Source organism: Oxalicibacterium flavum, assembly GCF_014635065.1.
Lineage (GTDB): Bacteria > Pseudomonadota > Gammaproteobacteria > Burkholderiales > Burkholderiaceae_D > Oxalicibacterium > Oxalicibacterium flavum.
The window spans coordinates 83,678-97,540 of sequence record NZ_BMCG01000006.1 but is presented as its reverse complement, the minus strand read 5'-3'; the positions used below and the strand labels follow the sequence as shown (position 1 = coordinate 97,540).

The window sequence follows — 13,863 nt, the reverse complement described above, 5'->3', positions numbered from 1 at the left end:
CCGGACTGCCCCGCATGTGTCGCCATCGCCTGCGGATGCAGGCTTTTAAAGAGCAATCAGAAACGGTAACCGACGCCCACGCCGATCAGCCACGGGTCAACCTTGACCTTGCTGATGGTGCCGGCCGCCGTGTTCACGTCGGAACGGATCTGGATCTTCTTGACGTCGAAGTTGAGCGACCAGTTGCGATCGAGCTTGTAGTCGATGCCGGCCTGCAGCGCGAGACCGACGCTGCTGCTTTCGAGATCGGCCGCACCATCGAGCAGATGCACGCTCGACAGCCGCGTGTAGTTGATGCCGGCCCCCACATACGGGCTGAAGGTCTTCTCGGGCGTGAAGTGGTATTGCAGCGTCAGCGTCGGCGGCAGATGCTTGAAGCTGCCGATGTCGTTGCCGTCGAGCGCCACGCGCTGCTTCTGCGGATAGGTCAGGATCAGCTCCGCCGCCCAGTTCGGCGTGAAGAAGTAGCTGATGTCGATTTCCGGAATCGTCTTCGAATCCACGGTCAGGCGGTTCGACGCGCCGACGCCGCCGACCGGGTCCGATTTGTCCGCGGGATTCAGATGCGCCGCGCGTACGCGTACCAGCCACGATCCTTCCTGCGTCTGTTGCTGTGCCAATGCCGGCGTGCCTGCGGTAGCCGATAAAAACAGCACCAATGCTGCCATTCCCTTTTTCACGATGTTCTCCAGGTTGATGAAACATCGTTAAGGTAAATGGGCGTTGATATCAACATTTTGATATCAATCAAAAGACAGGAAAATCGCAGTCGCGACCAGGCGGCGCCGCACCCGACGCATACAGGCAGCTTCTATGTGAGGCGCGCGTCGATGTCGGCCAGGCATTCCCGACCCTTCTGCGTGATCTCGAAGGCAGTCGCGCTGCCGGCGGCGATATGCCCCTTCTTGCCGAGAAAGGTCGCCACGTCGCGCGGGAGTTGCGTGGCAGGATCGGCCGCGACCGCGCGCAAACCGTCGATGCAGTTCTGTATGAACAGCAGTTGTCGCCCCTTTTCGGTCAGTTCGAAGCGGCCGTCACGCGTATGCGCGATGTACTTCAGGCCAGCGAGGCGCTTGGCGTTGCGCGACACGCAGGCCGAAGGCCGTCCGCGCCCGCTGTCCTGCGCGATCTGTCTCAATGCATCGAACTCGTCGGTCGTCAGATCGTTTCCCATGTGTTCCTTTCATCCTTCTCTGCCGCCAAACGGCAGACTGCCTATTCATCGAAGCCGATGTCCTTCCGGTCATCGCCGTGCCGCACGCATGGTACGCCCGCGGCACGGTGGCGCGCAAAAGCATTTTTCACAGCGGACAGCCTATAATAGCGCCGCCGATCGGCAGCGCTCGCACGCTGCCGCCCTTCATCATCGACATGCCACGATTGGCAAGGAACCGTTTGCATGAATACTGTTTCTCCCCGCCCGGTTGTTCTCTGTCTGTCCGGTCACGATCCCAGCGGCGGCGCCGGCCTGCAGGCCGACATCGAAGCGCTGATGGCGCAGGGCTGCCATGCTGCGCCGACCGTCACTGCGCTGACCGTGCAGAACTCGATCGACGTTTCCGACTTTCGCGTGCTCGACGCGCAATGGGTGCTGGCCCAGGCCGATGCAGTGATCGGCGACCTGACGATCGCCGGCGCCAAGCTCGGCATGCTGGGTTCGGTCGAGATGGTCGATACCGTGGTGCAGATTCTGAAGCGCCTCGGCGACGCCCCCATCGTCTGCGACCCGGTGCTGCGCGCCGGCGGCGGCGGCGCGCTCGGCAAGGATGAGGTCGGCTACGCAATGCGCGAACGCCTGCTGCCGATCGCCACCGTCGCCACGCCCAACCTGCCGGAGGCGCGCATCCTGGCCGAACTGCCGGAAGGCACGCCCGATCAGTGCGCGGAAAAACTGCTGCCGTTCTGCCGCCATCTGCTGATCACCGGCGGCCACGGCGAGGAAGACCAGGTCCACAATCGCCTGTATTCGCGCGACGGCAGCGTCGCCACCTTCACCTGCGACCGCCTGCCCGGCAGCTATCACGGTTCCGGCTGCACGCTGGCCAGCACGCTGGCCGGCCGCCTCGCCCTCGGCGAGGATATTCGCACCGCAGTAGAGAATGCGCTGGGCTACACATGGCGCACGCTGCGCGACGCCGACCGGCCGGGCGCCGGCCAGTATTTCCCGCGCCGGCTGCCGGTCGATTTCTGCGGCTGATTCCGGCGTTTGCCTCTTCCAACGGCCCGCTGCAACGCGGGCCGTTTTCGTTTGAGCGGTCGCCGTGCTGCGCGTCTTCATTCGCCGCGAAGTCTCATGCATCTTGCAGACGCAACTGTCCCGCCGGCATTGGCAGACAAGGGAAACCGAAGATGGGACTTGCCGGAACAGACAATGAAAAAGGCCATGCCGAGCGACATGGCCTTTGGGGAATGTGGTGGGAAGTACAAGTTTCGAACTTGTGACCTATCGCGTGTGAGGCGATCGCTCTACCCCTGAGCTAACCTCCCGAGCCGCGTATTATGGCACAACTGCTTGCGTGCATCAATTCCCTTATGCAGCTTCCTGAGGCGCCGTACGCCACAGCGATGTGCCCTTGACCTGCTTGTCGAGTCCGTCGAGCAGTGCTTCGTGCGCGGCGAGCTCTTCCTCGCTGGCGCAGTGCACGAGGATGTCGGCGATCGCCACCATTTCCAGTGCCACGCCGCCGCCCGCTTCTTCCTCGCCCAGATCCATCGACAGGCTGTTCTGCCCGCGCGTCATCGCCAGATAGACTTCCGCCAGCAGTTCCGCATCGAGCAGCGCGCCGTGCAGCGTGCGGTGCGCGTTGGAGATGCCATAGCGGTCGCACAGCGAATCGAGCGAGTTGCGCTTGCCCGGATGCATTTCCTTGGCCTGGACCAGCGTGTCGAGAACCTCGCCGATGTGATCCTTGAACACCGGCATGTTCAGCCGCTGCAGTTCGGCATCGAGAAAGCCGATATCGAAGGGCGCATTATGGATGATGACGTCGGCGCCGCTGATGTATTCGCAGAACTCGTCAACGATCTCGGCGAACTTGGGCTTGTCGCTGAGGAATTCGGTGGTCAGGCCGTGGACTGCCAGCGCGCCTTCTTCCGAATCGCGCTCGGGATTGATGTAGTGATGGAAATTGTTGCCCGTCAGTTGGCGGTTGATCATTTCCACGCAGCCGATCTCGATGATGCGGTCGCCCGAACGCGCGTTCAGGCCGGTGGTTTCGGTATCGAGCACGATTTGTCGCATGCATTCCTTCTCTTATTCGGATGATTCGATGATGATGATCGTCAGGCCACGGCTTCCACGCCGCGGTTGGCCAGCGCATCGGCACGTTCGTTCTCGACGTGGCCGTTGTGCCCGCGCACCCAGCGCCATTCGACCTGATGACGCGCCTGCGCCGCGTCCAGCGCCTGCCACAGGTCGGCATTCTTGACCGGCTCCTTGGCGGCGGTCTTCCAGCCGCGCAGCTTCCAGCCATGTATCCACTCGCTGATGCCCTTCTGCACGTACTGGCTGTCGGTATGCACGATCACTTCGCACGAACGGTTGAGCGCATTGAGCGCCTCGATCACGGCTTTCAGTTCCATGCGGTTGTTGGTGGTGGCAGCCTCGCCGCCGAAGATTTCCTTTTCGTGTTCGCCCATGACCAGCAGCGCTCCCCAGCCACCGCGCCCCGGATTCCCCTTGCAGGCGCCGTCGGTATAAATATGTACTTTGCTCATCGCACTCTTTGTCTGTGTATTTTGTTGGTGGCCGGCACGCCTGCCGCCGCCGGCGCCTTTTTCGTTTTCCATGCCGGTCCGATCAGGCGCATCGCCTTGATGCGCTTGATCGCCTGCACGATATACACGGCGCCGAACACCGGCCAGCCGTTGGCGCCCGCGCTTTCCATGAAGGCGCAGCGCTTCAGCCATTGCTCCGATTCGAACGGCGGCGCATAGCAGCCGAAGATGCCGTTGCCGACCTCCATGTTCAACAGTTTGAGCCAGTCACGCATGCGCGGCAGGCCGATGAATTCTCCCTCTTCCGGCAGGAAGTGCGCATCGATCATGCGCCCCAGCGCCTGCCGCGCGCCCCACAGGCTCCACGGATTGAAGCCGCAGATGATGACCTGCCCTTCCGGGATCAGCACGCGCTCGACCTCGCGCAGCACCTGATGCGGCTCCTCGGCGAATTCCAGCACGTGCGGCAGCAAGACGAGGTCGATGCTGGCCGTCTCGAACGGCAGTTCCTCGAATTCCTGGATCACCACCAGCGGCCGCTTTTCATTGTCGTGTCCGTCCGCCGGCAGATTGGTATCGGTCAGCCAGGTGTGCGGCATGCGGCTGCCGCGCAGGGTTTCGATCTGCGGCAGGCCGATCTGGGTCGCGTTGAAGCCGAAGATGTCGGCCGTCAATTCCTCCAGGCGCGCCTGTTCCCAGTCGCGCACGTAATTGCCGGCCGGGCTCTGCAGCCAGGCGCCCAGCGATATAATCGATTTTTCGGAAGAAGAATCGTCCATGCCCATGTTGAAGATACTGACTGTCCCTGCGTTCAACGACAATTATCTGTGGATCATCCACGACGGCACGCATGCCGCCGTGGTCGATCCCGGCGACGCCGCGCCCGTGCTGGCGGCGCTGAAGGAACATCAATTGTCCCTGGTCTCTATTTTACTGACTCATCACCATAACGACCATGTCGGCGGCGTGCCCGAACTGTTGCGTCATGCCAAGGTGCCGGTATTCGCGCCGCGCAACGACCGCATCGCCAACGTCACGACCGCCCTGCAGGAAGGCGACACGGTGCACGTTCCCGAGCTTGGATTGACCCTCTCGGTACTCGACGTGCCGGGCCACACGCGCGGCCACATCGCCTACGTGGCGAAGGAACAGGGCTGGCTGTTCTGCGGCGACACCCTGTTCGCCGGCGGCTGCGGCCGCCTGTTCGAAGGCACGCCGGAACAGATGCTGGCCTCGCTCGACAAGCTGGCGGCGCTGCCGGACGACACCAAGGTCTATTGCGCCCACGAATACACGGTGTCCAACCTGCGCTTCGCGCACGCCGCCGAACCGGACAACCGCACGGTGGCGGAGCGGCTGCAGGCCGAACAGGCCAAGCGCGACCGCGACGTGCCGACCGTGCCGTCCAGCATCGGCCTGGAGAAAGCCACCAACCCCTTCCTGCGCGCACGCGAGCCGGCCATCGTCGAGCAGCTGCATCGCGAAGGCAGGGTCGAGGGCGACGATACGGTCGCCGTGTTTGCCGCGCTGCGTGAATGGAAGAATAACTTCCGTTGACAGGATGGCACAGGACGCGGATTGCGGGCGGCAACCCACGCACAAAAACGCCGGCAAGGCCGTCCGGAATTTCCTGCGAGAACCAGAATCGGCGCGGCTTTCCCTACCGTTTCGTTAAAGGACTTGACGGCCAAAACGGCTAGTCCTTACACTCGCTGGTATTCATTTTCGCCGGCTGTCCATGGGTCGGTATTTTCTGCGAGTTCCCATGCCTCAGTCCGACGTCCGCACCGTATTCAAGCTCCTCTCATCCGCCGCCTTCCTGCTCTGCTCTTCCAGCGCCGTTCACGCCAGCGACCTCTCGCTGCCAGCCTACAACTGGGCCAAGGATGCCGCGCTGCAGAACAATCCCGCGCTCGACGACGATCCGCTGAGCGCCTTCATCGTCGGCAGCGAGACCGACGTCTGGGCACGCATCCGCCGCGGCTTCGGGATTCCCGATCTGGTCGATAACCCGCTGGTCACCAACCAGCTGACCTGGTACGCCTCGCGCCCCGACTACATCGGCCGCACCACCAAGCGCGCTTCGCTGTACCTCTACCACGTGGTCGAGGAGCTCGAGAAGCGCGGCATGCCGACCGAGCTGGCGCTGCTGCCCTTCATCGAATCGGCCTTCAATCCGGAAGCCTATTCGTCGGCCAAGGCAGCCGGCATGTGGCAGTTCATTCCCTCGACGGGACTGGACTACAACCTCAAGCAGACCATGTTCAAGGACGAGCGCCGCAGCGTGATCGCCTCGACCGATGCCGCGCTCAACTATCTGGAGAAACTGTACGGCATGTTCGGCGACTGGCAGCTCGCGCTGGCCGCCTACAACTGGGGCGAAGGTTCGGTGCTGCGCGCGATCAAGAAGGCCGAGGCGGCCGGCGTCGGCACCGACTTCAACAGCCTGTCGGCCTACATGCCGGCCGAGACGCGCAACTACGTGCCCAAGCTGCAGGCGGTCAAGAACATCATCGCCACGCCCGATGCCTACAACATCACGCTGCTGAAGGTCGATAACCGTCCCTACTTCGTCAGCGTCGCCAAGACGCGCGACATCGACGTCAAGCTGGCGGCACAACTGGCGGAACTGCCACTCGAGGAATTCAAGGCGCTGAACCCGCAGTTCAACCGTCCGGTCATCACCGGCAGCAGCAACACGCAAATTTTGCTGCCGCAAAGCAATGCCGAGAAATTTCGCGCCAACCTGGCCAACTGGACGCACTCGCTGTCGTCGTGGACCGCGCACCGCGTGACCAGCGCGCGCGAACGCATCGAGACCATCGCCGCCAGATTCAACACCACGCCGCAAGTGCTGCGCGAGGTCAACCACATTCCGCCCAAGATGGTGCTGAAGGCCGGCTCGACGATTCTCGTGCCGCGGCCGGAAGGCATGCAGAAGGACATCACCTCGGAAGTTGCCGACAATGCCGTCCTCGCCATGGCGCCGGACGTGCCGGAAGGCCGCAAGCTGAGCGTGGCCGTCAGGAGCGGCGACACCCTGTCGTCGCTGGCGCGCCGCCACAAGGTCAGCGCCGCGCAGATCCGCAGCTGGAACAACCTGCGCAGCGACAAGCTGGTGGCCGGTACCAAGCTGGTGCTGCATGGCGCTCCGCAGGTCGCGTCGAAAACCGGCAAGGCCAGCAAGGCCGTCGCCCGCGCCGACAATCGCGGCAAGGTGAGCCTGGCCTCGGCCAAGGTGTCGGCGCGCTGAAGCGCCTCACCTGCCTCCACCTTCAGACCGGGCCCGCTTCTCCTGCGCGGCCCATGTCCATCGATGCGTATGTCGATGCCTGCAGCAGACGCTGCGTGTAAGCCTGCTTCGGCTGTGCCAGCACCTCCGACGTCACGCCCTGCTCCACCACCTTCCCATCCTTCATGACCATCACGCGATGCGCCATCGCCTTGATGACGGCCAGATCGTGACTGATGAACACATAGGCAATGCCGTAGCGCGCCTGCAGGTCGGCCAGCAGGCGCAGCACCTGCTGCTGCACCGAGACGTCGAGCGACGAGGTCGGTTCGTCCAGCAGGATCAGGTCGGGCTTCAACACCAGCGCCCGCGCGATCGCGATCCGCTGCCGCTGACCACCCGAGAATTCGTGCGGATAGCGCGACATCAGTTCGGATGACAGGCCGACTTCCTGCAGCCCGTCGGCCACCGCCTGCCGGATGCCCGCCGCCGTCAGCTGCGGCTGGTGCAGCGCCAGTCCCTCGCCGACGATCTGTTCGACCGTGCGACGCGGCGACAGCGAGGCGAACGGGTCCTGGAATACCACCTGCATGCGCGCGCGCAAGGGGCGCAAGGCACTGCTGCTCATGGCCGCGATGTCGCTGCCGTCGAATGCGATGCGCCCGTCCACCCGCGCGGCCGACAGGCGCAGCAGCGCCAGACCGAGCGTTGATTTCCCCGATCCCGATTCGCCGACGATGCCGAGCGTCTCGCCGCGCCCGATGCTGACGCTGACGTCATCCACGGCCACAAAGGGACGCGACTTGAACCAGCCCTGCTTTATGTCGAAGATGCAGCGCACGTTCTCCGCATGCATGAGCGGCGCGGCGGCGGCATCGACGGTATTGACGAGCTGGTGCGGCTGGCTTGCCAGCAGCTTCCTGGTGTACGCCTCGCGCGGCGCGGCAAACAGTTCGGCAGTGGGCGCAGCTTCGATCAGACGCCCCTTTTCCATCACGCCCACGCGGTCGGCAAAATGCCGCACCAGGTTCAGGTCGTGCGTGATCATCAGCACCGCCATGTTTTCCTCGCGCTGCAGCTGGTTCAGCAGTTCGACGATCTGCACCTGAATGGTCACGTCGAGCGCGGTGGTCGGCTCGTCGGCGATCAGCAGCCGCGGCTTGCAGGCCAATGCCATTGCAATCATCGCGCGCTGGCGCTGCCCGCCCGACAACTGGTGCGGATACGACAAGGCGCGCCGCTGCGGTTCGGGAATGCCGGTCTTGTCGAGCAGTTCCACTGCACGCAGCGCGGCGGCCTTGCTGCTCAAGCCTTCGTGCAGCATCAGCACTTCGGCGATCTGGTTGCCGATGGTGAACAGCGGATTCAGCGCCGTCATCGGTTCCTGAAAGATCATCGCGACGTCCTTGCCGCGCACCGCGCGCATCGCCGCCTCGCTGCGCTGCAACAGGTCTTCGCCGTCGAACAGGATGCTGCCGCCGTAGGCCGCGTCCTGATTCAGACGCAGGATGGACAATGCCGACACCGTCTTGCCCGAGCCCGACTCGCCGACCAGCGCGAACTTCTCGCCCGGCGCGATCGAAAAGCTCACGTCGTCAACCACGCGCTGGCCGTCGAAGGCGACCTGCAGATTGCGGACTTGCAGCAGGCTCATGCCTTCCTCCGCACGTCGAGCGCGTTGCGCAGGGCATCGCCGATATTGGTCAGCAACAGCAGCATCACGGTCAGCACCACGAAGGTCGAGACCGCGATCCACCACGCGTCGAGATTGTTCTTGCCCTGCGCCAGCAGTTCGCCGAGGCTGGCCGTGTCCGGCGGCACGCCGAGGCCGAGGAAATCCAGGCTCGTCAGCGCCAGGATGGCCGCGCTCATGCGGAATGGCAGGAAGGTCACGACCGGCGTCAGGCTGTTGGGCAGCACGTGGCGCCAGATGATCTGGCCGTTCGACAGCCCCAGCGCCCGTGCCGCCTGCACGTACTCGAGATTGCGGTTGCGCAGGAAATCGGCACGCACGTAATCGGACAGGCCCATCCAGCCGAACAGCGAGAGCAGCACCAGCAACAACCCGATGCTCGGCTGGAAGATGGAGGCGAAGATGATCAGCAGGTACAGCTCCGGCATCGCGCCCCAGATTTCCATGAAGCGCTGGAAGAACAGATCGGTGCGTCCGGCAAAATAACCCTGGATCGCGCCGGTCACCATGCCGAGGATGACGCCGGTGATGGTCAGCGCGAAGCCGAACAGCACCGAGACACGGAAGCCGTACAGCAGGCGCGCGAACACATCGCGTCCGCGATCGTCGGTGCCGAGCCAGTTCTCGGCCGAAGGCGGTGCCGGATTGGGGGCCTTGGCGAAGTAGTTAAGGGTGTTGTAGTGATAGCGGTTGAGTGGATAGACGGCCCAGTTGCCATCCTTCTTGAACTGCTGCTGGATGAAGGGATCGAGATAGTCGGCCGGCGTATCGAAATCGCCGCCGAATTTCTTTTCCGAATAATCATTGAAAATCGGGAATACCAGTTCGCCGTTGTAGCGCGCGACCAGCGGCTTGTCGTTGGAGACGAATTCGGCGAACAGGCTGATTACCACCAGGATGCTGAACAGCACCAGGCTCACATAGCCGCGCCGGCTGCGGCGAAAGCGCAGCCAGACGCGGCGCCATGGCGATACCGATGGCGCGGCCGCAAGGCTGGCTGCAGATACGGAAGAAGAAACGGCGCTCATCGATTCAGGCTTTCAAACTGCAGGCGCGGATCGGCCCAGACATAACAGAGATCGCCGATCAGCTTGACCACCAGCCCGATCAGCGTGAACAGATACAGCGTGCCCATCACCACCGGATAGTCGCGCCGGATCACCGATTCGTAGGACAGCAGGCCCAGGCCGTCCAGCGAAAACAGCGTTTCGATCAGCAGGCTGCCGGCAAAGAAGGCGCCGATGAAGGCGGCCGGAAACCCCGTCACCAGCGGAATCAGCGCATTGCGGAACACGTGCTTGTAAAGCACGGCACGTTCGCTCAAACCCTTGGCGCGCGCCGTCAGCACGTACTGCTTGCGAATCTCTTCGAGAAAGGTGTTCTTGGTCAGCATGGTCATCACGGCGAACGCGCCGGCCACCGAGGCCGTCACCGGCAGTGCGATATGCCACAGGTAATCGAGCACCTTGCCGACCAGCGACAGCTGCTCCCAGTCGTCCGAGGTCAAACCGCGCAGCGGGAACCACTGCACGAAACTGCCGCCGCCGAACACCACCAGCAGGAACACGCCGAGGATGAAGCCAGGAATCGAATAGCCGACCAGCACGATGGCGCTGGTCACGCTGTCGAAGCGCGTGCCCTCGCGCACCGCCTTGGCGATGCCGAGCGGCAGCGAGATGAAATAGGTCAGGAAGAAGGTCCACATGCCGAGCGTGATCGAGACCGGCAGCTTGGAGACCACGAGGTCCCAGACGTCCATGTGGTGATAGAAGCTCTTGCCGAGGTCAAAGGTCGCGAATCCCTTGAGCATCTGCCAGAAGCGTTCGGCCGGCGGCTTGTCGAAACCGTAGAGCGCCTTGATCTCGGCCACGCGGTCGGCATCGATGCCCTGCCGGCCGCGATACTGCGAGGCGCCGCCACCGCTGGCCTCGCCACCGCCGCCGATCGCCTTCATTTCCATCAGCGCCTGCTCGACCGGACCGCCGGGCACGAACTGGATCACGGCAAAGGTGATCGCCACCACGCCGAACAGCGTCGGCAGCATCAGCAGCACGCGCTTGAGAATGTAGGACCAGATGTTCATGCGGCGTTCCTCACGGCTTTCTCATGGTGGTTTCTTCAGCGCGGCTTGACCTGCCACCAGGTCGAAAGCACGTACGGATCGGCCTGATAGTAGAGCGGCGCCTGCGCCGGCATGCCGAAGCGGTTGCGATAGGCGATGCGGTGCGTTGACGAATACCAGTGCGGCACCACGATGTACTTGTTGAGCAGCACGCGGTCCAGCGCGCGCGCCGCCGATTCGAGCTGCGGCCGCGTATCGGCCGCCACCAGCGCCTCGACCAGGCGATCGACGGCCGGGTCCTTCAGGCCCCAGACGTTGCTCGACCCCTTCTCGTCGGCAGCCTTGGAACCGAACATGTCGAACATTTCATTGCCGGGGCTGCGGATGTCGGGGAAGCGGATGCTCGTCATGTCGAAATCGAAGTCGTCCATGCGCTGCTGCAGCAGCGCGAAATCCGCCGTGCGCTGGGTGACCTGGATGCCGAGTTTCTGCAGGCTGCGGATATAGACGCTGATGATGCGCGACATGGCCGACTGGTCGTCCATGATCTCGAAGCGGAACGGCACGCCCTTCTCGTTGCGCAGCGCACCGTCGCGGTAGGTCCAGCCGGCCTGGCGCAACAGTTCGACCGCCTGCAGCAGGTTGCCGCGCAGCGAATGCGGCGGATCGGTATTCGGCAGAATCGGCGCCGCACCGAACACGGCCGGGTCGAGCCTGTCGCGCAGCGGCTCCAGCAGCTTCAGTTCGCCTTCTGACGGCAGGCCGGTAGCTGCCATCGGGCTGTTGTTGAAGAAGGAATAGATGCGCGTATAGGAATTGAAGAACAGCTGGCGGTTCATCCATTCGTAATCGAGCGCAAGGCCGAGCGCCTGCCGCACGCGCTTGTCCTTGAACTGGTCGCGCCGCAGGTTCATGACGAAGCCCTGCATGCCGGCACCGTTGGAATGCGTGAGTTCGCGCTTGACGATCTCGCCGCTGTCGAACTTGCGGCCCTGGTAGCTGCGCGCCCAGTTCTTGGCGCTGTATTCGACCACCACATCGAACTCGCCGGCCTTGAAGGCTTCGAGCCGCGCCACGTCGTCCTTGTAGAAGCGGTAGTTGATGCGGGCGAAATTGAACATGCCCTTGCGCACCGGGATATCCCGACCCCAGTAGTTCGGATCGAGCCGGTAGCTGATCGAGCGGCCGGTGTCGTAGCGGTCGATCAGGTAGGGGCCGCTGGCGATCGGCGGCGTCAGCTGGATCTTGTCGAAGTCGGTGCCCTCGGCCCACTTGCGCGAGAACACCGGGATGTCGCCGACGATCAGCGGCAGTTCGTGATTGCGGGTCCTGAAGTCGAAGCGCACGGTGCGCTCGCCGACCACCGTCGCGCCCTTGACGTCGGCATAGATCATCTTGAGCTGCGGCGCACCCTTGCTCATCAGCGTGTCGAAGGAATGCTTGACGTCGGCCGCCAGCACCGGATCGCCGTTGTTGAAACGCGCCTTTGGATTCAGGTGAAAGGTCATCGACAGCCGGTCCGGTGCCAGTTCCATGTCGTCGGCCAGCAGGCCGTACATGGTGGCGTTCTCGTCGGCCGAGGAAGTCGCCAGGCTTTCGAACATCAGGCCCAAGATGCCGGCCGCCGCCACGCCCTTGAGCGAGAACGGATTGAACTTGTCGAAACTGGTGCGACGGTCGGGATTGGCGAGGAACAGTTCGCCACCCTTGGGCGCGTCCGGATTGACGTAATCGAAATGCGTGAAGCCGGCCGGGTACTTGGGCGTGTCGTACAGCGAGAAGGCATGCGCGGCAAAGGCGCTGCCCGCCTGCGACAACAGGCCGGCCAGGAGAAAGGAGCAGAGTGACTTGACCATTCGCGGGAAAGGCGCCTTCTTCGGTGGGATGGATCGAGCGTCGCTTATTCTACAGTGCACAACGCAAGGATTGCAGGATGGGCAACAGACACATTGCATGCAAAAGTTGCTGTCACGGCGACCAACCCCTACAATCCTGCCCATTCCACAATCTTTCGCACGCACTTTCGGAGTCGTTCATGGCATTCCTGCAAGGTAAAAAAATTCTCGTCACCGGTTTGTTGTCGAACCGCTCCATCGCCTACGGCATCGCCGCCGCCTGCAAGCGCGAAGGCGCCGAACTGGCCTTCACCTACGTCGGCGAGCGCTTCAAGGACCGCATCACGGAATTCGCTGCCGAATTCGACAGCAAGCTGGTCTTCGAGTGCGACGTCGCGGAAGACGAGCAGATCACGGGCCTGTTTGCCGAACTCGGCAAGACCTGGCCGAAGTTCGACGGCTTCGTGCATTCGATCGGCTTTGCGCCGCGCGAAGCGATTGCCGGCGACTTCCTCGAAGGCCTGTCGCGCGAAGGCTTCCGCATCGCGCATGACATTTCCGCCTACAGCTTCCCCGCCATGGCGAAAGCCGCCGCGCCCATGCTCAACGAAGGCGCCTCGCTGCTGACGCTGAGCTACCTGGGTTCGGTGCGCGCCCTGCCCAACTACAACACCATGGGCCTGGCCAAGGCCTCGCTCGAAGCCAGCGTGCGCTACACCGCCGAATCGCTGGGCCCCAAAGGCGTGCGCGTCAACGGCATCTCGGCCGGCCCGATCAAGACGCTGGCGGCCTCGGGCATCAAGGACTTCGGCAAGATACTCAATTTCGTCAAGGATCACGCGCCGCTGCGCCGCAACGTGACGGTCGAGGACGTCGGCAATGCCGCCGCCTTCCTGCTGTCCGACCTGTCGGGTGGCATCACGGGCGAAATCACCTACGTTGACGGCGGCTTCTCGCACGTGGTCGGCGGCATGGGCGGCGAATAAACGTTCGCCGAATCCGATCATCAAAAAGCGGTGGACCTCCACCGCTTTTTTCTTTTGCCCTCTCACGCATCGCGGATGCGCGCACTGTTGCAATCGGCCACATGCGCTGCCGTCTATGGCCGTCTTCCCTCGACAGAGGAGCGGTTGTGTAATACAATGCGGCCTGTTCGTTGCCAGCGACATCTTCGGGCAACGTACTTTTGCAGCACCGCGAACCGTTAACATTAACGATAAAGCCCTTCCGCCCCTCAGGTGTTGATTTTTCATACACCGTCCCGGCGCAAAGCTTTTGTGCCGAAATCTCTCTGATTTTTCTCAGCTGTTTCGTTTGGTTGGCG

13 protein-coding genes and 1 tRNA gene are annotated in these 13,863 nt (G+C 63.1%); 4 read left to right on the top strand and 10 right to left on the bottom strand.

Translation table 11 applies throughout. The annotated features are described in order from the left end of the window. Positions 1-56: 56 nt before the first annotated feature. Together IEV38_RS14225 and IEV38_RS14220 are read right to left on the bottom strand one after the other, a co-directional pair. The gene (locus tag IEV38_RS14225) at positions 57-680 is read right to left on the bottom strand and encodes an OmpW/AlkL family protein (protein WP_229729067.1); all 624 of its coding nucleotides are present in this window, start codon (positions 678-680) and stop codon (positions 57-59) included. A gap of 131 nt (positions 681-811) precedes the next feature. Further along, positions 812-1,174, bottom strand: a complete 363-nt coding sequence (locus IEV38_RS14220; protein ID WP_188397225.1) for a helix-turn-helix domain-containing protein — start codon at positions 1,172-1,174, stop codon at positions 812-814. 225 nt (positions 1,175-1,399) lie between these two features. Between IEV38_RS14220 and IEV38_RS14215 the strand changes: the two genes are divergently transcribed. Further along, the gene (locus IEV38_RS14215) at positions 1,400-2,197 is read left to right on the top strand and encodes a bifunctional hydroxymethylpyrimidine kinase/phosphomethylpyrimidine kinase (RefSeq protein WP_188397223.1); all 798 of its coding nucleotides are present in this window, start codon (positions 1,400-1,402) and stop codon (positions 2,195-2,197) included. Between the two features lie 215 nt (positions 2,198-2,412). Here the strand turns inward: IEV38_RS14215 and IEV38_RS14210 are convergent. The 4 genes from IEV38_RS14210 to IEV38_RS14195 form a co-directional block, all read right to left on the bottom strand. After that, positions 2,413-2,487: transfer RNA gene (locus IEV38_RS14210), tRNA-Val, on the bottom strand. Between the two features lie 43 nt (positions 2,488-2,530). Then, on the bottom strand, positions 2,531-3,241 hold the full coding sequence (dnaQ, locus tag IEV38_RS14205) for a DNA polymerase III subunit epsilon (protein WP_188397221.1): 711 nt from the start codon (positions 3,239-3,241) through the stop codon (positions 2,531-2,533). A 41-nt stretch (positions 3,242-3,282) separates the two neighbouring features. Beyond that, a complete protein-coding gene (gene rnhA, locus IEV38_RS14200; RefSeq protein ID WP_188397219.1) occupies positions 3,283-3,717 on the bottom strand; it encodes a ribonuclease HI in 435 nt (144 codons plus the stop codon). After that, positions 3,714-4,496 carry a class I SAM-dependent methyltransferase gene (locus tag IEV38_RS14195; protein ID WP_188397217.1) on the bottom strand — a complete coding sequence of 261 codons (783 nt, stop codon included), beginning with the start codon at positions 4,494-4,496 and terminating at the stop codon, positions 3,714-3,716. Before IEV38_RS14195 ends, rnhA begins: the two co-directional genes overlap by 4 nt. Positions 4,497-4,500: 4 nt before the next feature. On the opposite strand from IEV38_RS14195, the gene gloB reads away from it, so the two are divergent. Together gloB and IEV38_RS14185 are read left to right on the top strand one after the other, a co-directional pair. Continuing rightward, positions 4,501-5,274, top strand: a complete 774-nt coding sequence (gene gloB / locus IEV38_RS14190) for a hydroxyacylglutathione hydrolase (protein WP_188397215.1) — start codon at positions 4,501-4,503, stop codon at positions 5,272-5,274. 208 nt (positions 5,275-5,482) lie between these two features. Further along, on the top strand, positions 5,483-6,970 hold the full coding sequence (locus tag IEV38_RS14185) for a transglycosylase SLT domain-containing protein (protein ID WP_229729066.1): 1,488 nt from the start codon (positions 5,483-5,485) through the stop codon (positions 6,968-6,970). A gap of 22 nt (positions 6,971-6,992) precedes the next feature. Here IEV38_RS14185 and IEV38_RS14180 read toward each other — a convergent pair whose 3' ends face one another. The 4 genes from IEV38_RS14180 to IEV38_RS14165 are packed head-to-tail and all read right to left on the bottom strand — an operon-like array spanning position 6,993 to position 12,560. Then, complete coding sequence (locus IEV38_RS14180) at positions 6,993-8,603, bottom strand: ABC transporter ATP-binding protein (RefSeq protein WP_188397211.1); 1,611 nt, start codon at positions 8,601-8,603, stop codon at positions 6,993-6,995. Next, positions 8,600-9,670, bottom strand: coding sequence for an ABC transporter permease (locus IEV38_RS14175; RefSeq protein ID WP_188397209.1), 1,071 nt, complete (start codon positions 9,668-9,670; stop codon positions 8,600-8,602). Before IEV38_RS14175 ends, IEV38_RS14180 begins: the two co-directional genes overlap by 4 nt. After that, positions 9,667-10,725, bottom strand: coding sequence for a microcin C ABC transporter permease YejB (locus IEV38_RS14170; protein WP_188397207.1), 1,059 nt, complete (start codon positions 10,723-10,725; stop codon positions 9,667-9,669). Before IEV38_RS14170 ends, IEV38_RS14175 begins: the two co-directional genes overlap by 4 nt. 35 nt (positions 10,726-10,760) lie before the next feature. Further along, entirely contained in the window at positions 10,761-12,560 is a 1,800-nt protein-coding gene (locus IEV38_RS14165) for an extracellular solute-binding protein (RefSeq protein WP_188397205.1), read from the bottom strand. Between the two features lie 179 nt (positions 12,561-12,739). Here IEV38_RS14165 and fabI point away from each other — a divergent pair, with 179 nt between their 5' ends. Beyond that, positions 12,740-13,525, top strand: coding sequence for an enoyl-ACP reductase FabI (fabI, locus tag IEV38_RS14160; RefSeq protein ID WP_188397203.1), 786 nt, complete (start codon positions 12,740-12,742; stop codon positions 13,523-13,525). The last annotated feature ends 338 nt before the right edge of the window (positions 13,526-13,863 follow it).

Bases quoted from the DNA above. Each gene is read 5' to 3' on its own strand.
- IEV38_RS14195 (WP_188397217.1), bottom strand. From the start codon at position 4,496: ATGGACGATTCTTCTTCCGAAAAATCGATTATATCGCTGGGCGCCTGG.
- IEV38_RS14215 (WP_188397223.1), top strand. From the start codon at position 1,400: ATGAATACTGTTTCTCCCCGCCCGGTTGTTCTCTGTCTGTCCGGTCAC.
- gloB (WP_188397215.1), top strand. From the start codon at position 4,501: ATGTTGAAGATACTGACTGTCCCTGCGTTCAACGACAATTATCTGTGG.
- IEV38_RS14165 (WP_188397205.1), bottom strand. From the start codon at position 12,560: ATGGTCAAGTCACTCTGCTCCTTTCTCCTGGCCGGCCTGTTGTCGCAG.
- IEV38_RS14170 (WP_188397207.1), bottom strand. From the start codon at position 10,725: ATGAACATCTGGTCCTACATTCTCAAGCGCGTGCTGCTGATGCTGCCG.
- fabI (WP_188397203.1), top strand. From the start codon at position 12,740: ATGGCATTCCTGCAAGGTAAAAAAATTCTCGTCACCGGTTTGTTGTCG.
- IEV38_RS14175 (WP_188397209.1), bottom strand. From the start codon at position 9,670: ATGAGCGCCGTTTCTTCTTCCGTATCTGCAGCCAGCCTTGCGGCCGCG.
- IEV38_RS14185 (WP_229729066.1), top strand. From the start codon at position 5,483: ATGCCTCAGTCCGACGTCCGCACCGTATTCAAGCTCCTCTCATCCGCC.
- IEV38_RS14220 (WP_188397225.1), bottom strand. From the start codon at position 1,174: ATGGGAAACGATCTGACGACCGACGAGTTCGATGCATTGAGACAGATC.
- rnhA (WP_188397219.1), bottom strand. From the start codon at position 3,717: ATGAGCAAAGTACATATTTATACCGACGGCGCCTGCAAGGGGAATCCG.
- IEV38_RS14180 (WP_188397211.1), bottom strand. From the start codon at position 8,603: ATGAGCCTGCTGCAAGTCCGCAATCTGCAGGTCGCCTTCGACGGCCAG.
- dnaQ (WP_188397221.1), bottom strand. From the start codon at position 3,241: ATGCGACAAATCGTGCTCGATACCGAAACCACCGGCCTGAACGCGCGT.